Origin of the sequence: Alterotamlana spongicola (assembly GCF_035818475.1) — a bacterium.
Classification (GTDB): domain Bacteria; phylum Bacteroidota; class Bacteroidia; order Flavobacteriales; family Flavobacteriaceae; genus Cognatitamlana.
Genome location: NZ_JAYMGV010000001.1, coordinates 2,419,521 through 2,438,950, shown reverse-complemented (window position 1 = coordinate 2,438,950; position 19,430 = coordinate 2,419,521). Strand labels below are relative to the sequence as shown.

At 35.0% G+C, this 19,430-nt stretch carries 14 protein-coding genes; 6 read left to right on the top strand and 8 right to left on the bottom strand.

All coding sequences use genetic code 11. The annotated features are described in order from the left end of the window. The first annotated feature begins 23 nt into the window (after positions 1 to 23). The 4 genes from VOI54_RS10475 (at position 24) to VOI54_RS10460 (ending at position 4,820) form a co-directional block, all read left to right on the top strand. A complete protein-coding gene (locus VOI54_RS10475; protein ID WP_326282741.1) occupies positions 24 to 986 on the top strand; it encodes a DUF368 domain-containing protein in 963 nt (320 codons plus the stop codon). Further along, a complete protein-coding gene (locus tag VOI54_RS10470) occupies positions 986 to 2,002 on the top strand; it encodes a DUF368 domain-containing protein (RefSeq protein ID WP_326282740.1) in 1,017 nt (338 codons plus the stop codon). The genes VOI54_RS10475 and VOI54_RS10470 overlap by 1 nt, the downstream gene beginning before the upstream one ends. Next, complete coding sequence (locus tag VOI54_RS10465) at positions 1,999 to 2,739, top strand: shikimate dehydrogenase family protein (RefSeq protein WP_326282739.1); 741 nt, start codon at positions 1,999 to 2,001, stop codon at positions 2,737 to 2,739. Before VOI54_RS10470 ends, VOI54_RS10465 begins: the two co-directional genes overlap by 4 nt. Positions 2,740 to 2,846: 107 nt before the next feature. Further along, positions 2,847 to 4,820, top strand: coding sequence for a DUF349 domain-containing protein (locus tag VOI54_RS10460; RefSeq protein ID WP_326282738.1), 1,974 nt, complete (start codon positions 2,847 to 2,849; stop codon positions 4,818 to 4,820). An 82-nt stretch (positions 4,821 to 4,902) separates the two neighbouring features. Here the strand turns inward: VOI54_RS10460 and VOI54_RS10455 are convergent, their stop codons facing one another. The 3 genes from VOI54_RS10455 to mazG all read right to left on the bottom strand — a co-directional run bounded on the left by VOI54_RS10455 (position 4,903) and on the right by mazG (position 9,083). Further along, entirely contained in the window at positions 4,903 to 7,326 is a 2,424-nt protein-coding gene (locus VOI54_RS10455) for a T9SS type B sorting domain-containing protein (protein ID WP_326282737.1), read from the bottom strand. Continuing rightward, positions 7,229 to 8,194 carry a C-type lectin domain-containing protein gene (locus VOI54_RS10450; protein ID WP_326282736.1) on the bottom strand — a complete coding sequence of 322 codons (966 nt, stop codon included), beginning with the start codon at positions 8,192 to 8,194 and terminating at the stop codon, positions 7,229 to 7,231. The genes VOI54_RS10455 and VOI54_RS10450 overlap by 98 nt, the downstream gene beginning before the upstream one ends. A gap of 115 nt (positions 8,195 to 8,309) precedes the next feature. After that, positions 8,310 to 9,083: a nucleoside triphosphate pyrophosphohydrolase gene (mazG, locus tag VOI54_RS10445; RefSeq protein WP_326282735.1), complete on the bottom strand. Its 774-nt coding sequence runs from the start codon at positions 9,081 to 9,083 to the stop codon at positions 8,310 to 8,312. A 234-nt stretch (positions 9,084 to 9,317) separates the two neighbouring features. Here mazG and VOI54_RS10440 point away from each other — a divergent pair, with 234 nt between their 5' ends. Both VOI54_RS10440 and VOI54_RS10435 read left to right on the top strand, forming a co-directional pair. Then, positions 9,318 to 9,752: a hypothetical protein gene (locus VOI54_RS10440; RefSeq protein ID WP_326282734.1), complete on the top strand. Its 435-nt coding sequence runs from the start codon at positions 9,318 to 9,320 to the stop codon at positions 9,750 to 9,752. 38 nt (positions 9,753 to 9,790) lie between these two features. Then, positions 9,791 to 10,159, top strand: coding sequence for a hypothetical protein (locus tag VOI54_RS10435; RefSeq protein ID WP_326282733.1), 369 nt, complete (start codon positions 9,791 to 9,793; stop codon positions 10,157 to 10,159). A 415-nt stretch (positions 10,160 to 10,574) separates the two neighbouring features. Here the strand turns inward: VOI54_RS10435 and VOI54_RS10430 are convergent, their stop codons facing one another. The 5 genes from VOI54_RS10430 to VOI54_RS10410 all read right to left on the bottom strand — a co-directional run bounded on the left by VOI54_RS10430 (position 10,575) and on the right by VOI54_RS10410 (position 19,426). Further along, positions 10,575 to 12,842, bottom strand: a complete 2,268-nt coding sequence (locus VOI54_RS10430) for an aconitate hydratase (protein ID WP_326282732.1) — start codon at positions 12,840 to 12,842, stop codon at positions 10,575 to 10,577. A gap of 214 nt (positions 12,843 to 13,056) precedes the next feature. Next, on the bottom strand, positions 13,057 to 15,837 hold the full coding sequence (locus tag VOI54_RS10425) for a bifunctional aconitate hydratase 2/2-methylisocitrate dehydratase (protein ID WP_326282731.1): 2,781 nt from the start codon (positions 15,835 to 15,837) through the stop codon (positions 13,057 to 13,059). 371 nt (positions 15,838 to 16,208) lie between these two features. Beyond that, the gene (locus VOI54_RS10420; protein WP_326282730.1) at positions 16,209 to 17,162 is read right to left on the bottom strand and encodes an AAA family ATPase; all 954 of its coding nucleotides are present in this window, start codon (positions 17,160 to 17,162) and stop codon (positions 16,209 to 16,211) included. 4 nt (positions 17,163 to 17,166) lie between these two features. Further along, positions 17,167 to 18,618 (bottom strand): peptidylprolyl isomerase, encoded by a 1,452-nt coding sequence (locus VOI54_RS10415; RefSeq protein ID WP_442809370.1) that lies wholly within the window; start codon positions 18,616 to 18,618, stop codon positions 17,167 to 17,169. Continuing rightward, the gene (locus VOI54_RS10410) at positions 18,581 to 19,426 is read right to left on the bottom strand and encodes a peptidyl-prolyl cis-trans isomerase (protein WP_326282728.1); all 846 of its coding nucleotides are present in this window, start codon (positions 19,424 to 19,426) and stop codon (positions 18,581 to 18,583) included. The genes VOI54_RS10415 and VOI54_RS10410 overlap by 38 nt, the downstream gene beginning before the upstream one ends. Positions 19,427 to 19,430: the final 4 nt, after the last annotated feature.

Here is a 19,430-nt window from a genome sequence, read left to right as displayed (position 1 = left end):
TGGTTTTCGCTAAAAAACCAAAAATGCAAAGACGCTTAAAAGAGTATTTAATTATTACGGTTAAAGGAGTGGCTATGGGAGCAGCTGATGTAATTCCTGGGGTTTCAGGAGGAACAATAGCTTTTATTTCCGGTATATACGAAGAGCTCATAAAAAGCCTGGACAACCTTAGTCTTGACGTTTTTAAAATTTGGAAAACCTCAGGGTTTAAGGTTGCATGGCATTCCATAAATGGAAATTTCCTTCTGGCCTTATTCTCTGGAATAGCAATCAGTATTTTATCTCTTGCAAAGGTGATTAAATGGCTACTTATAAATGAACCTACCTTATTATGGGCCTTCTTTTTTGGCTTAGTACTATCCAGTATCATATATATTGCAAAGCAAATTAAAAGTTGGAACATACTTACTCTTATTGCCATTGCTGTAACCACCATACTATCCTATTGGATAACTTTAGCAGAGCCCTTTGCCTCGCCAGATAGCTCTGTATACCTTTTGTTCTGTGGATTTATAGCTATAATAGCCATGATCTTACCCGGAGTTTCCGGTGCCTTTATTTTACTTATTCTGGGCGCATATCAAACAGCAATTAACACTATTAATAATCTGCTTGAGGGTATTGCAAAAAGCAATTTTGAGTTATTTAAGGAGGCCTTTATTAACTTTTTACTTCTGGCAATAGGGGCTGTTATTGGTTTAAAAGTATTTTCTAAAATACTTAACTGGATGTTTCAAAATAAAAAAAATACAACCCTTGCGATACTTACCGGTTTTATGATAGGCTCACTCAATAAAATATGGCCATGGAAAAAAACCTTAACCTGGCGTATAGATTCTCATAACGAAAAAACTCCTTTTTTAGAAAAGAGTATTTCTCCTTTTTCATTTGAAGGAGACAATCAATTACTATGGGCAATAGTATTAATGATTTTAGGTTTTTTAATTATTTTTATTCTTGAAAAACTAGGCTCTAAAAAACAATAATGCAAAGCACCAGAACATTTAGCGATAAATTATTTCTAATTTTAAAAGGATTAGGTATGGGTGCAGCAAATAAGGTTCCCGGAGTTTCAGGAGGTGTTGTTGCATTTGTTGCCGGATTCTATGAAGAATTTATCTATTCTCTAAAAAAGGTAAATAGAAAAGCCTTTGCTTTACTCTTTAACGGACGGTTTAAAAGCTTTTTCAGATATATAAATGGCCGTTTTTTAAGCCTACTCTTCTTTGGAATGATAGTAAGTTATTTTAGTGTCTCTAAAGTTCTGGACTATCTATTAGAACATTATGAACTATATATTTGGAGTGTGTTTTTTGGAATGATAGTAGGTTCTATATATTATATCCACAAAGATTTTAATGATTGGAATTATAAGACTTATACGTCACTAGTCATTGGTATTATTGTGGGTGTTAGCATTAGTTTTTTAAATCCAGCAAAAGAGAACGATAATCTTTGGTTTGTTTTCTTTTGTGGAATTATAAGTGTTTCCGGCATGACACTTCCTGGATTTTCAGGATCATTTATACTCATTCTTTTGGGCAATTATGTATTATTATTAGTAGATTCTGTAAATGCTTTATATGATACAGTATCAGAGATTCTAACCGGAGATTTTAATTTTATAGACAACCCAAATCGAATAAGAACACTCAAAGTTTTAGGTGTTTTCACATTAGGTTCAGTAACCGGCTTAGTAACCTTTTCTCACCTACTCAGCTATATTCTAAAACATTACAAAAGCATAACGCTTTCATCAATAATTGGCTTTATAGTGGGCTCCTTAGGCGTAGTATGGCCATGGAAAAAAACCCTTTATAAAATACAAGAAAATGGTAGTTTTCTTCTAGACTCCAGAGGTGAAAAAATTATAGAAAACTATCAACGCTATAAACCTGAATTAAATTCAGAAACATATTATGCTATTGCTTTTATTATACTGGGTATTACCATAGTTTTAGCCTTAGAATGGTATGGACAAAAAACAAGGAGAATTAAATGAACAAATTAGGATTACTAGGAAGACATATTTCATATTCATTTTCAAGATCATACTTCAAAAAGAAATTTGAAAATGAACAGATTGATGACACATCATATGATAATTTTGATATTGAGACCATTGACTTATTTCCTTCTATTATCAATGAAACTAAAAATTTAAAAGGCCTTAACGTTACTATACCATATAAAGAACAAGTTATTCCATTTTTAGATAAGTTAAATAAAAAAGCTAAAGCTATAGGAGCAGTAAACACAATTAAAATAACCAAAAAAGGCAAGTTAATTGGATATAATACAGATTGTTATGGCTTTAAAAAATCTTTACAGCCTTATTTAAAACCAAACCATAAAAACGCTCTAATTTTAGGAACCGGTGGAGCCAGTAAGGCCATTGCTTATAGTTTGCGTGAATTAAATATTGATTATGAGTATGTTTCCAGAAAGCTATCATCCGGTATTAAATTTTCTTATGACACTTTAACTAATCAAGATATTGAAAACCATCAAATTATCATTAATTGTACACCTTTAGGCACATTTCCAAATATTGATAATTGCCCAAATATTCCCTATCGCAGTATAAGTAAAGACCATATTCTGTTTGATTTGATTTATAATCCTGAAGAAACAACCTTCCTGAAATATGGCAAACAAAAGCAGGCTACCACAATAAATGGCTTAAATATGTTGAAATTACAAGCTGAAAAAGCCTGGTCCATATGGAATTTAAAGTAAAACTTCTTACATTATAATTAAAACCCTTAACAGTGCTTTGTAAATACTATACTTGTTAGTATCTTTAATGACTAAAGAAAAATTAGCGAACCTTAACATTTTTTAAAATGTCTGATATTAATAAAGTAGAAGGAATTGATGAAAACATTCCTAGTGAGCATTCAACAGAAATAGATAAAAACATTGAACCTACACCTAGTGAAGCTTCAAAGATAAATGATGACGTTGTTGAATCATCTGACAATATTGATAGTGATGACAAAATCTCAAATACTCCAGAAGAGCATGATGAAGTCATAAATGAAATTGAACAATCCAATGCTGAAGATGCTGAAGATGAAGGCAATAAAGACAGACATAAGATAGAGGTTAAGGACTATGATACGATGTCTCTGGAAGCACTTGCTATTGAATTAGAAAAGCTTGTTAAAAACGAAAAAGTACAAGCTATACGATCTCATGTCAACGCTATAAATACCGAATTCAAATTAAAATTTCAAGCCTTAATTGACGAGAAGAAAGAAGACTTTATCAATGATGGCGGTAATGAAATTGATTTTTATTATTCATCTCCCGTACAACGGAGGTACAAAGAAGCTTATAAGTCTTATCGGGCAAAACTAAATGAGCATTACCAAAGTTTAGAAAAAAACTTAAAGCAAAATTTAGCAGACAAATTAACCATTATTGAAGAGTTAAAGGGCTTAATAAATGTTGAAGAAAATATCAATTCTACATATAAACACTTTAAAGAGCTTCAGGAGCGTTGGAGAAATACAGGACCTATACCAAGAGATAAATACAATAATGCCTGGAATAGTTATCACCATCATGTAGAGCTATTTTATGATTTTCTACATTTAAACAGAGACCTACGTGATTTAGATTTTAAGCATAATTTAGAAAAAAAGCTGTTAATTATTGAACGTGCTGAAGAATTAGCTAAAGATGATAATGTAATGCGTGCTTTTAGGGAATTACAGGAGTTACACAAGATGTGGAAAGAAGAGCTTGGCCCTGTTGGTAAAGAGCATCGCGAAGACATCTGGGAACGCTTTAAAGCCGCTACTAAAATAATTAATGACAAACGCCATATCTATTATCAGGAAATAGATAAGGTTTATGAAAAAAACTTAGAGAATAAGCTTGAAATCATTGCAAATATTGAAGCTGTAGGTGCTCAAGAAAGTGGTTCTCATGGATCTTGGCAAAAGAAAATCAAGCAAGTTGAAGCATTTAGAGAAGCCTTTTTTAATGCTGGTAAAGTACCCATCAAAGTAAATGAAGCTACTTGGGCTAAGTTTAAAGAGGCCGTTAGAAGCTTTAACAGACGAAAGAATGCTTTTTATAAAGGCCTTAAAAAAGAGCAATATAAAAATCTTCAGCTCAAATTAGAACTTATTAAAATAGCTGAAGACAATAAGGATAGTGAAGATTTTGAAACAGTTACTCCTTTGATGAAAAAGATTCAAAGTGACTGGAAGAAAATTGGTCATGTTCCAAGAAAGGACAGTGACAAAATCTGGAAACAGTTCAAAGCTGCCTGTAACCACTATTTTGATAGAATTCATGCCAAAAGAAATGCTGCCAGCAAGGAGCAAATTGACGCCTACAACAAAAAGAATGATTTACTTAATAGCTTAAAAGAGTTAAAATTATCTGAAGAAAAGGAAGAGGGCATTAAGGTTATCAAGGAGCAAATTAAGGTATGGCAATCTATAGGTCGCGTTCCTAATGATAAGCGTTATATAGATGGGAAATTTCAAAAAACTATTGACAGTCTGTTGAAAGGGTTGAAATTAGATAAAACTGAAGCAGAAATGATTAAGTATGAGAACAAATTAGATTCTCTTAATAATTCTGACGATAACAGGAACTTGGATAATGAGCGTACATTTATTCGTAAAAAAATAGATGAAGTTAAAAGTCAAATTAATCAACTGGAAAATAATTTACAGTTTTTCACCAATGTAGATGATGACAATCCTTTAGTGAAAGAAGTTCATCAAAATATTAAAAAACATAGGACTTCATTAGAACTTTTGAAAGCAAAGCTTCAAAAAATAAAGGATCTATATTAAATAAAATTAACAACGAATAAAAAGAGGGTGCTTAGTTAATAACATCCTCTTTTTTGTTTCTATTACATTGAACATTAACAAATCAACGTAATAAACTAAAATGTCCTTTAAATATTTTCACTCCTGCAGTAATATGGTCTAATTTGGCTACAAACCAATAATCAGAATTGGGTAAGACCTGCCCATTAAAAGTTCCATCCCAAAACCCATTTTTAGCGCTTAATTGCTTAATTAGCTTTCCATAGCGATCATAAATACTAACTTTTGAGGCATTGGTATAATCATTACCTAAACCTTTTATTTGCCACGTTTCATTAAATGTATCCCCGTTTGGAGTAAAATATTTAGGAAATCCAAGAATAAAAACCTCTAACTCAGCAATACCACATTTATTCTTATCCCTTACATAGATTATATGAGTACCCGCACCCACTCTATCAAAATAAGGATCACCTTTATATGGGCCATTAATATCATTTAAAGCAAATTCATAGTCTCCTATCCCTAAATTATTATTGCTGTTATTTATTTCAATACTATTGTTATCAGATAGTTCAACAATCTTAATATCATCAAGGCCAATGTTTGCAATAGCAGACTCCACAACCTCAAAACGAACTGACTCAGACTCACATCCATAGTCAGAAGTAGCAATGACATTATATACACCTCCAGTATTTACAGAAACATTAGCTTCTGTACTTACTACCGCTCCATTTTCATCTGTCCATTCATAAGTATAATCACCTTTAGGATTAAAAGTAAACAGGGAGATTGATGTATTATCCAAACAATAAACCTCCGTTTGGTCAATCTCAAATTCCGGCAACGGATTAACGGTCAAAAGTAAATGTGGCCCTATACCAAAACACGCCCCATTATCTTCACTCTCTACCCGTACATAAACAGGCTGTGAATAGGGTACTTCATTTCTATAAACTCCAATGATTTCATTCTGCTCTAATTGGGCATCTTCCGCATTTCTATAATAGCTAATGGTTAAATTTTGCCCGGCAGGAAGTTCAGCCATTAATGTACCAGTTGCCAGGCTTAGGTCAAATTCATGATACCCATCATTTAAACCATCATAATCACATAACTCAAGCTCTTCATAAAAATCCGGTGAAAAAGAAGTTGCCGAAACCTGTAAATTAACGTCGCATATCCTATGGCAACCCAAACTAGTCTCAACACGTGCATATACCATATTTGAAATACTATTGCTATTGTTAAACGCACTTGCATTAATAGCTCCTGTGTTAGAATCGGCTTCAGAACGACTTAAATGATAGGATATGTTCAACCCGGTGGCATTATTAGTAATAAAGCCATCCGCTTCATTTAGATTAAAATTAGTAAAACCATCAGGGTTACCATCGGAGTCACAATTTTTAAAATCTATAGAACTGTTTATTACAGGTAAGGCATTTACTCTAATGGTAAAAGAGGTCTCCGTATAACAGGTAGTACTAGCCTTATTTTCAATTCTTACATCAATGATTTGTGTATCCTTAACAGTATTAATAAAGGTTTTGGGAGATAGTATTTCAATTTTAGTTCCTGATATGTCTGTAAAAAAGTAACGAAGTGTAAAGTCTGAATCTGATTTACCGTTTAAAATGACAGACTGGTTTGTTGTTAAATCAAAAGTAGTAAAGCCATTAGCATCATCTCCGTCTAAATCATCATCACATAATTGAATAAGTGGAATATCTGCCAGAGTTGGAGGTACTACTGTTTCATGAATTAAAACAGTTACTGGCAAACGTGCAGGGCTTTCGCAAGTGTTAATTATTTGTGACGCATAGTAAATTGAAGAAGTCAAGGTATCAGTTAAGCTAAGAGCCGTACCTCCTGAACTGGAGCTATACCATTGAATATCTGTTCCGTTAGCCATTAAATCAGCAACAGTGGCATGATCTATATCACAGAAACTTTGATTAGAGTTTCCTGTAGGCAAATCTGTTTTTTGCACTGTTAAAACCACTGGGGTTCTAATGGTTGTTGTACAGTCATTCACTGTAGCATCCACATAATAGTTAGTGGTGCTATTTAAAACCGGAGTGGTAAAAGACGTTCCGGTACCTACAGAAATACCTCCAGTAGGTGATTCATACCAATTTATTGTACCGGCAGATGCTGTTGCTAATAATGTCCCCGATCCTAATTCGCAAACCAAATCATCTGTAACTGAACTTATGACAGGAATTGAAGTTACTGTAGCCTCAACAGCCACACGCACTCCCTCTATACAATCATTTATTGATGCCAATGCATAATAGGTTGTTGAAGCACTAATATTTGGTGTGGTATAGGTATCTCCTTTAAACAAGGGTGTAGTACTTGTTAGTGTATCAAACCACAACACATCTCCAACAGATGCCTCTGCACTTAAACTCCCCGTTCCACTACCGCAAATTGTTACTGGTGTGGTACTTGTTATTTTTGTAATATATATTAGTACTCGCTGAAATATCCGGAGCCGTTTCCCCCGGCATGCCGCCATACTCCACAATATAACCCTTGGGCTGATAGGGCCCGCTAGAAGCCCCGGTATTAGTTAAATCATTCCATGATCCGGGAACACCAATCCCCGGGGCTGTAACATGAGCATAATTCTCACCCCCTCCCCAGTCATTGGGTTCATCGGCATTCCAAAATGCAAAATTAGGTGTAGAGCCACCAATCTCGCCATTCCAAAAAATAGTACCGGCTTCAGGTCCGGTTACCCATTTCCAAACGTCATCTGTTTCGCTATCACTTCCTCCTATCCAACCCGCTCCGGCTGCCTGCTCTCCTGACAACTGAGCTTCTTCTGCTGATGTTATGGTTGCTAAATAGCCTTGAAGTCCAAAATAAGTTTTATTTTCGGCTGCAACTTTGGCGTCTGTCCAGGTTATTCCCAATGCAGGTACATACTCATAATAATGCCCTGTTTGTGGCAAGTAATTGGCATCGCCAATAGTAATAGAAAATCCCTTATCTGACGGTTGATTACTTGTACTTTGAAAAACAACATCTTTTATTGCTGCAATGAGATCGGTATAGCTAACCAGAGCCCCGGCTATTCCTTTTAGGGTTAGTTTGCCTTCTACAACACTCCACGACGTTACAATAGTAGGGTGACTTCCGGTCAAGGTTAGTGAATCTTCTCTCTGGACATACCCCGTAGATATTTGAACGAACAGCCCCTCTATTTCCGTATCATCCTCATCACTAATATCAAAATCCGTGACAATATTAATCTGATTTAACGGGCAATACCCTTGATTTCCTGTTGCAGTCAAGGTTGGTGCTATATTTTGAGTTTGAATAGGTTGGCATAGGGCTATGGCAAAACCGATAAAATATAATATGCTCTTAGGGTTAAACATTATTAAAGATTGGCCTTTTAATTCTGAAACAAAGCGTAATATAGAGCAAAATAACTCAGATGCTTATTAAAACAGGGATAAATACGTTGAATTGAACAGAATATATGTTTAATTCCTAAATATGTTTTGCTTCTTCCCAAAACACATCCATTTCGGCAAGCGTCATATCTTTTAAGCTTTTATTTAAAGATTTGGCTTTTTCTTCTAAATACTGAAAACGCTTCGTAAACTTTTTATTGGTGCGCTCTAAGGCATTCTCAGGATTTATATTTAAAAAACGAGCGTAGTTTACCATAGAGAACATGACGTCTCCAAATTCGCTTTCCATAGCGTCCTGATTTCCTGACTTTACCTCTGTTTGAAATTCTGATAGTTCTTCTTGTAGTTTTTCCCAAACCTGTTCCGGTTGTTCCCAGTCAAAACCCACACCAGCTACTTTTTCCTGAATTCTGTTGGCTTTAACCAATGCCGGTAAGCTTTGGGGCACTCCTTCTAATACACTCTTTTTACCTTCTTTAAGCTTTAAATTTTCCCAATTACGTTTAACATCCTCTTCATTGTTTACTTTAACATCGCCATAAATATGAGGATGCCTGTTAATAAGCTTTTCACATATGTCATTACACACATCGGCAATATCAAAGTCGTTGGTTTCACTTCCTATTTTAGAATAGAATACTATGTGTAATAACACATCACCTAACTCTTTTTTTACTTCCTCCAGATTATTGTCTAAAATGGCATCACCCAGCTCATAAGTTTCTTCAATAGTTAAATGGCGTAAGGTTTCCATAGTCTGTTTTTTATCCCATGGGCATTGCTCTCGCAACTCATCCATAATGGTTAACAATCTATCAAAGGCTTTTAGTTGATCTTGTCTTGAGTTCATTTTAGGTGTTTTTGCTAAAATACAATTTTGGTAGTCTAAAGAAAGCTATTTTAGTCTTAAAAGAGTAGCTAATAAGTTATTTTAGCAAACTTGATTTTGTAAAAAATTTCTTCTACCTTCGTTTAAGGTTGGATAACTCATATTGATGGAAATAGAAAGTTTAATGTTTTAGTTTTATAATGTATATATCCAATAGTCTATATCCAATTGTTATACAAAAGCAAAAAGTAACGGGTGAATAATATAATAATAGGAAACGGAATAGACATTCAGTTCGGTGGATTGGAATATACAAACAAAAGCATAATTGAAAGAGCATTCCTCAATTTAAAAACTGGCGATTTTTCACCCGAAGTTTATACTAAAAAAATTGAAATTTGGATTTATATCCTGCATTTAGCGGTTCCAAATTTTTTAAACGGACATTATGACCAATTGGCTGTATTAAATGATGAAAAAGAAGAATTAGAAAATTTCAAAAGAAACTACTCAAAAAAGGTCTCTATTTCGGATATAGGTTTTGAATATTATTTTCTACTAAATGAATTACATTGTAGAAAATTTAATTTGGCTTTTAAAATGAGAAAAATTAAAAACAATATAAAAAAATTAGGCCCTGTGCTAATCCGGAAAGTTAGCGTCTTTTTACACGCTATGTTTTATACATAAACCCTCATAAGTTATTTCTACTAACTCAAAATTTGATTATGAATAAAAATAATGAGAAAATCTTAAGATTTAGTATACCCGTTAGAACCATTTATAATTTCCAAGGAGAAGGTATGTATGAAGAAACCTTAGAAGATCACTTTAAATTAATAATCTGTGAGGAGTTATTAAATGAAAACATTGATTTTAGTTTTAATTATCATGCTTTTGATATCAAGGATGGGTTTGGAACTGAACTTAAATATATAGGAAAGCAAATTGACTTAAAAAAAGTGATACTTAACCTCATTAAAAACAAGTTTAGACTTGGACTTATTGTTCAAAGATTGGATAGAGGGAATTGGATTGAAATTTACAATGATTCTCATAGAATGAAATACAAAGAATTTGATATTATGGTCGAATAAAACGAGCTTACAACAACGTGTCCTATGAAAAGTGCTAGCCTTATAAATATATGTTAAACGTCTCCCTAATTAGCACTGACCTCAGCCGTACCTATATGGTAATACAACTAAAACTACACAGGTTAATAATAAGTCCTAACTTACCCCCCTAAACCCAGTCGCCATTGTACCTAAAGATTCTTCACTGCGTTCTGAATGACAATATTGCGATGAGTCAAAAACCTAGTAGATTATCGTTATTATGAGGAGCAAAGCGACGTGATAATCTCTCCTCGGTTAAGAGATTGCCACGGCAAATTAGACATTTGCCTCGCAATGACATCAGATCAGAACAAAAAAACCAATGTTTTTACATTGGTTTTTTATCTACCAAGACCTGTCAGGTTTTCAAAACCTGACAGGTCTCAAAACTCAATTATGCGTTTTGTTTCTTAATTAGATTAAGTGCTGAACCTTCTTTATACCATGCAATTTGCGAATCGTTATAGGTATGATTTAACATAATGGCATCTTTACTACCATCCGCATGCTCCACTTCAACCGTTAACGGCTTACCAGGCGCAAATGCATTTAAATCTAAGAAGTTAAACGTATCATCTTCTTGAATGAGATCGTAATCGGCTTCATTAGCAAAGGTTAAACCTAACATCCCTTGTTTCTTCAAATTAGTTTCATGAATACGTGCAAAGGATTTTACAATAACCGCAGCAACCCCTAAATGACGTGGTTGCATAGCTGCATGCTCTCTGGAAGAGCCTTCTCCATAGTTATGATCTCCAACCACTACTGTTTTTATACCTTCTGCCTTATAAGCACGTTGTACATCCGGCACACCATCATACTCGCCTGTTAATTGGTTTTTAACAAAATTTGTCTTTTGGTTGAAAGCGTTAACAGCTCCAATTAAGGTATTGTTGGCTATATTATCTAAATGCCCTCTATAACGTAACCATGGCCCCGCCATAGAAATATGATCTGTAGTACATTTTCCAAAGGCTTTAATTAATAATTTAGCTCCTGTAATAGAGTCGCCAAGAGGTACAAATGGCGTTAATAATTGTAAACGCTCTGAATCCTCTTTTACAACCACATTGACGCCGCTTCCATCTTCTTGTGGCTCTAAATAACCATTTTCTTTAACATCAAACCCTTTTGGCGGTAACTCCCATCCTGTTGGTTCATCTAACATCACCTCTTCACCATTTTCATTAATCAGGGTATCTGTTAATGGGTTAAAATCTAAACGACCGGCTATAGCTATGGCTGCAGTTAACTCCGGAGATGCTACAAAGGCATGGGTATTAGGGTTACCATCTGCACGTTTGGCAAAATTTCTGTTAAAGGAGTGAACGATACTATTTTTTGGTGCATTTTTAGGATCTGAGTAACGTGCCCACTGCCCAATACACGGGCCACATGCGTTTGTGAATATTTTAGCATCTAATTTTTCAAATACGTCTAAAATTCCGTCACGTTCCGCTGTGTATCGTACTTGTTCAGACCCCGGGTTAATACCAAATTCTGCTTTGGTTTTCAAGCTTTTATCTAATGCTTGCTGGGCAATGGATGATGCGCGCGACAAATCTTCATAAGAAGAGTTGGTACAAGACCCTATTAACCCCCATTCTACTTTTATAGGCCAATCATTGGCTTTTGCTTTTTCATTCATTGCAGTACCTACCTCTGTAGATAAGTCCGGAGTAAACGGTCCATTCAATAATGGGCCTAATTCTGATAGGTTAATTTCAATAACCTGATCAAAATACTGCTCCGGGTTGGCATACACCTCTGTATCTGCCGTTAAATAATCTGCCACTTCATTAGCAGCATCTGCAATACCTGCTCTGTCAGTGGCACGTAAATAACGATCCATTGATTCATCATACCCAAAAGTAGAAGTTGTTGCTCCTATCTCTGCTCCCATATTACAAATGGTCCCTTTACCTGTACAGGACATTGATATAGCTCCAGGACCAAAATATTCTACTATAGCTCCGGTTCCTCCTTTTACGGTAAGTATCTCTGCCACTTTTAAAATGACATCTTTTGGTGCGGTCCAACCCGAAAGTTTTCCGGTTAACTTCACTCCTATTAATTTAGGAAACTTTAACTCCCAGGCCATTCCAGCCATTACATCTACCGCGTCAGCACCTCCAACACCAACAGCAACCATTCCTAATCCTCCGGCATTCACCGTATGCGAATCTGTACCAATCATCATGCCTCCTGGAAATGCATAATTTTCTAATACCACCTGATGAATAATTCCTGCTCCGGGTTTCCAAAAACCAATACCATATTTATTTGACACAGACTCCAGGAAATTAAATACCTCACTACTAACATTATTAGCATGTTTTAAATCTATTGCAGCACCTTCTTTTGCCTGAATTAAATGGTCACAATGTACTGTTGTTGGTACCGCCACCTTACTCTTTCCGGCTTGCATGAATTGTAACAAAGCCATTTGCGCCGTTGCATCCTGACAAGCTATTCTATCAGGAGCAAAATCCACGTAATCTTTTCCTCTCTCAAAAGCTTTGGTTGGTGTACCATCCCAAAGGTGATTGTACAATATTTTTTCTGAAAGTGTTAGTGGTCGTCCAACAACTTCTCGGGCAGCATCTATGCGGTTTTTCATTCTCGCATAAACCCCTTTTATCATATCAATGTCAAATGTCATAAGATGTATATGTTTTAATTTTTATTGCTCTATTTAAGGTTTACTAATATACGAAATTAGAACGCCGTTTAAAACCTTAGAAAATAGACTTATCTTATCATAGCTTTATTAAAATCTATTCAATATTATGCTTTTAGAAGTCTCGATATTATTCATAAAAAAAGTCCGGGTTTTAAAACCCGGACTTTAATCTATAATTGAATTTATCTTTAAATTATATTGCTACTAATTGTTTTTGCGATGGTTTAAACTTAGTCAAAACAATACCATCAACAGCAGCTTCATATTCTTCCATTGTAGGTGTTCTTCCTAAAATGGTTGATAGTACCACTACCGGTGTAGATGATAATAAAGATTCTCCCTTTTTCTCACCGGAATCTTTAACAACTCTTCCCTGGAATAAACGCGTAGATGTAGCCATTACGGTATCACCTGGTTCCGCTTTTTCCTGATTTCCCATACATAAGTTACACCCTGGACGCTCCAGATATAGCATGTTTTCATATTTAGTACGTGCTAAACCTTTTGGTGCGTTATCGTCAAACTCAAATCCTGAGTATTTTTGTAATACTTCCCAATCACCTTCTGCTTTTAATTCATCAACAATGTTATAGGTTGGCGGTGCTACTACTAAAGGTGCATTAAACTCAACTTTACCATGCTGTGCTTCAATATTCTTTAACATTTGAGCTAAAATTTTCATATCGCCTTTATGTACCATACAAGATCCTACAAACCCTAAATCTACTTGTTTAGTTCCGCCATAGTAAGATAATGGCCTAATGGTATCGTGTGTATAACGTTTAGAAACATCTTCGTTATTTACATCTGGATCAGCAATCATTGGCTCAGCAATCTCATCTAAATCAATCACTACCTCAGCATAATACTTAGCGTTAGCATCTGGTCTTAATGCCGGCTTTATTCCAGTCTTCACCTCTTGAATTCTAGCATTTGCCTTATCTACTAAGCCTTGTAACACTTGCTTTTCGTTATCCATACCTTTTTCAATCATGATTTGGATACGGTCTCTTGCAATCTCTAAAGATTCTATTAAAGTGTCATCTTCTGAAATACAGATAGACGCTTTGGCTTTCATTTCGGCCGTCCAGTCTGTAAATGTAAAGGCCTGGTCTGACGTTAAAGTACCAATATGCACTTCTATAATTCTGCCCTGAAATACGTTTTCACCACCAAACTGTTTTAACATTTGCTGTTGCGTAGCATGAACCACATCACGGAAGTCCATATAAGATTTCATATCGCCTTTAAACGTTACTTTTACTGACTGAGGAATTGGCATAGTAGCCTCTCCTGTGGCTAATGCTAAGGCAACAGTACCCGAATCAGCTCCAAAAGCTACGCCTTTAGACATACGTGTATGTGAGTCGCCCCCTATAATAATGTCCCAGTCACCCACTGTAATATCGTTTAACACTTTATGGATAACATCGGTCATGGCATGATATACACCTTTAGGATCACGCGCAGTAATCAATCCGAAGTCATTCATAAATTGCATTAACCTTGGAATATTAGCCTTAGACTTATCATCCCAAACTGATGCGGTATGACACCCTGATTGGTAAGCTCCATCAACAATTGGAGAGATTACCGTAGCCGCCATCATTTCTAATTCTTGGGACGTCATTAATCCTGTAGTATCCTGAGACCCTACAATGTTTACTTCAACACGCACATCAGAACCTGCATGTAAGGTTTTGCCTGGTGTTGTTCCTACGGCATTTTTATTGAATATTTTCTCTACAGCCGTTAATCCTTGCTCTTCAATAGAAATCTCCTTTGATGAAGCATATACTTGAGGCACCTCAATTCCTAATGCTTTAGCAGCAAATGTTTGTAATTTTTTACCAAAAACAACTGCGTAAGACCCTCCGGCCTTGATGAACTCCATTTTTTGCGGTGTTAATGCAGTAGAAATATCTTTTAACTCCTGGCCTCCACTATAAAGTTTCTTTTCTTTAGTATTTATAGTCAAAACGGTTCCCGTTTCAACTGAATATGCTTGCTTTAAAACCGGTTCTCCATCTCCATCAACAATAGTATTTCCTTCAGCATCCTTTTGCTTTACCCAGTTTTGTAGATCAATTCCAATACCTCCTGTTACTCCCACAGTGGTAAGGAAAATTGGAGATATTCCGTTTGTTCCTGCAATTACAGGAGCTATATTGATAAATGGTACATAAGGACTTGACTCAATACCTGTCCAAAGTGCCACATTGTTTACACCTGACATTCTTGAAGACCCTACTCCCATAGTTCCCTTTTCTGCAATTAGCATCACACGCTTATCCGGGTGTTGTTCTTTTAATGCCAAAAGCTCATTCTGCATGTCTTTGTTATGCTCAAAAATACACTGACCATGCAATTCACGATCTGATCTGGAATGCGCATCGGCTCCAGGAGACAATAAATCTGTGGAGATATCACCTACTCCGGCAATGAAAGTAACCACTTCAACCTCCTCATCTATCTCTGGTAATTTTGTAAAGAATTCAGCTTGTGCATAGCTTTCAAGAAGTTCTTTAGCGATAGTGCTTCCTGTTTTGTAAGCTGCTTCTAAACGCTCGGTGTCGGCTTCATATAAAAACACTTGAGTTTTTAAAACTTTGGCAGCTTCTGCAGCAATTGAAACATCGTCTCCCAGAGCTAAGTCTAATAAAACCTCAATTGAAGGCCCTCCTTTCATATGAGACAATAACTCAAAAGCAAAAGTTGGTACAATCTCGGCAACAACGGATTCTCCCAAAATAATCTCTTTTAAAAATTTTGCCTTAACACCAGCTGCACTGGTAGTACCCGGCAATGTATTGTAAATAAAAAAGTTTAGGGAATCTGTTCTGTGAGGGTTATCTGAATCTTTAATTTGAGTGATAATCTCGCTTGTTAATTCAGCTCCGTCTATTGGCTTAGGGTGAAGCCCCTGGGCTTTTCTTTCCTCGATCTCTATGATATAATCGCTATAGGTATTCATATAAAGAATTATTTCTGTGTTAAATTGGCTTGAATAATGTGATCACAGTAAACTGTAGAATGTAGTAACATGTTTTAAAATACATATGTACTCCTTTTGATCATATTAATATCAATGCCATAAAAAGTAATGTTAAACTTTATTTCAAAAGCATCGCAAAATACGAATTTAATACAAAGATGTAAAAACTAAAATGAGATATAAATAAGTATTTATACTTATTTATTATAGTATCATTATTAAACCAAATGATTGTGTTTTTTTCAATTTTTACCAGCTAAAAATGACGATTTATTAACTTGTTAACAGAAACATTACGTGGTTCTAATAAATATGAAGCTAATAAGCTATAATATTTATATTTCGTTTTACTAAAACAAGCTTTTAATAATCTGTTCTTCAGAAATACCTTCAGCTTCTGCCTTATAGTTTTTAATAATTCTATGCCTTAAAATTCCATAAGATACGGCTTGAACATTTTCAATATCCGGTGAGAATTTACCTTGAATAGCCGCATGAGTTTTTGCTGCCAAAATTAAATTTTGAGAGGCTCTTGGCCCTGCACCCCAGTCTAAATAGGTTTTTACCAGCTCTGGTGCAGCATCTGAATGTGGTCTTGTTTTACCAACCAACGAAACCGCATATTCAATAACGTTGTCTGCTACAGGAATTCGTCTAATTAAATGCTGAAAATCTATAATCTGTTGTGCTGAAAAAAGAGCATTTATTTTATAAGACTCATCATTAGTAGTAGACTTAACCACCTGTACTTCTTCTTCAAATGAGGGGTAATCTAGGTTTATAGCAAACATAAAACGGTCTAATTGAGCTTCCGGTAATGGGTAAGTTCCTTCTTGCTCAATAGGGTTTTGTGTTGCTAAAACAAAGTAAGGTAAGCTTAATTTATAATGATGGCCAGCCACGGTTACCGCCCTTTCCTGCATAGCTTCCAACAGAGCTGCTTGGGTTTTTGGGGGTGTTCTGTTTATCTCATCTGCCAAAATAATATTAGCAAAAACAGGTCCTTTTATAAATTTAAAATGGCGATCTTCATCTAATATTTCACTTCCTAGAATATCGCTGGGCATTAAATCCGGAGTAAACTGTATGCGTTTAAAATCCAAGCCCAATGATTGAGCAATCGTATTAACCATAAGTGTTTTTGCTAACCCCGGCACACCGATCAGTAAAGAGTGTCCTCCTGAAAAAATAGAAATTAAAATCTGGGTAACTACCTCATCCTGCCCAACAATTACCTTGGCTATTTCTGATTTTAATTCCTTAAATTGTTTGACAAAGGTTTCAATAGCTGCTACGTCAGACATATGCTTATTTTTTTAACCAATTACCGGAAAAATCACAGTCTCTGCGTGCTCCACTAATTTTAATATATGTATCTAATATTTTTTCTTCCTGCCACTTCTCAATGGCTTTAATTTTCTTTTCCTCAAGTGCCAGTTGCTTAATTTTTAAATAATCACGAGCATAATCAGCTTTATGTTCATCTACCCTATCTGTAACTCGTAATAATTTAAACTTCACTTTTCCGGTTCTGTCCTCTTCTTTCAAAACTAAGCTCACTTCTTCTTCTTTTAAATTTTGAATTTGTGAGTACAATTCCGGATCCATTCTGGTTAATTCAAAATTATAATCTTGAGTAGTAGGGTTTATTAGCTGCCCCCCATCATTTCTGGTTTCCTCTTCGTCGCTAACCTCTCTTGCAGCATTAGCAAATGAAATTTCGCCGTCAACAATTTTTTGTCTTACTTTTTCCAATCGCTCTTTAGCTTCTTTTACAGCTTCACTAGACACTTTAGGTGATAGCAGGATATGTGCTACATCATATTCCTGTCCTCTTATTTTTTCTAAAGTAACGATATGGTAGCCAAATTCTGTTTTAAACGGATCTGAAACCTCTCCTTCTTGTAGAGCAAAAGCGACCTGCCTGAACTCTTTAACCATTTGTGGCCTTTTTCTATTAAGCGTATACTTACCACCTCGGCTTGCTGATCCCTGATCCTCAGAATACAAAACAGCCTTAGATCTGAAACTAGATCCATTCTCAACAATATCTGCTTTAAACTTTTCTAAACGATCAATAGTTTTTTGCTCCGCTTCTTCAGACACTTTTGGCTCTGCTATAATTTGGGCTACTTTAAGTTCAGTCCCAAAAGTTGGTCGATCTTCTTCCGGAATTTTATTGAAAAAAGCTCTCACCTCTTCAGGTGTAATTTCAACTTCCTCCACTATTTGTTGCTGCATTCTTGTAGCTAACTGATTTGCTTTGTTGATCTCAAACATTTCATCTCTAAAACTTTGCTCGTCCTCCTTTTTATAGAACTCCAAGAGTTTTTCCATTGAGCCATTTGTTTGTTGTAAGAACTGTTGAATTTGATATTCTACACTTCTCCTAATTTCTGCATCAGAAACCACAATACTATCTTGAATAGCGTGATGTGCATATAACTTATCCTCCAGCAATTTCCCAAACACCTCACATGGCTGGATTTGGTCTGTATTCACTCCCTGTGCTTTTAATTGAAGATATGTTTTATCTATATCAGAATCTAAAACAATATAATCTCCAACTACCGCTGCAACACCATCAACCTTTCTTGCATTTTTAGCTTTTACCGTATCTACTTTTTTAACCTCTTTTTCAACCTTTTCTTCAATAATTTCCTGAGCAGAAATGAAGTTTACAGTTAAAAGAGTTAAACAACAAATGAATGTTTGTTTTAATTTATTTATAGATTTCAAATTGTTTGTTTTTAATAGCATCTTTTGTGATATCTTTTTCCAATTGTTTTATTAGTTCCAGTTTTCTCTTGTTAATCACTATCTGGTCTATAGTAGGCTTGACATATTCTAACGGTGCTGTATCATTTCTTAATAAAACATCATTAATTTGCATCAAATATACTCCTAATGAATCTTTGAGCTGTATAAAATTAGATTTTTTTAACAGTTGACTTTTGTTTTCAGGAGTAACCACCGGAATTTTCTCTATGACCTGGCTTAATTTAATCCAAATTGAATCATTAAATGAATAGGATTTAAACTGAATTGATATGGAATCTAATATTCTTTTGTCTTGTTTATCAAAACGTTCAAATCTTTGTTTGATCTTTTTGTAATCAATTATATCTTCATCCAAATGTACATACCTGAATTTGAGTAATTCTTCATTAAGTTTAAAAACCTCTTTGTTATTCTGGTAATAAACTTCAGCTTCTTTTACCGGAATAATAGTGTCAATACTACGCTTTACCAAAGCTTCTATATAAGCTTTACTATATAGATCATTTTTATATTGAACAACCAATTTATCAAAAGCTTTTTGTTTGTCTTCACCTAAATTCAGCATTGCTCCATCAACAAACAATTGTTGTTTTGCCCAGTGATTAATAAAATTTTGAACTATTAAAGTACTATCCTCTACTGATGAATTTTCCGGAACAAGCTTATCAATATCATCATAATATAAATAGGTCTCATTAACTCTGGCTACCGGAATACGCTCATCAGGCTTTCTGATATAATCACATGAATATATCAGTATAAACAATATGACAACTTTGTTTCTCAAACAA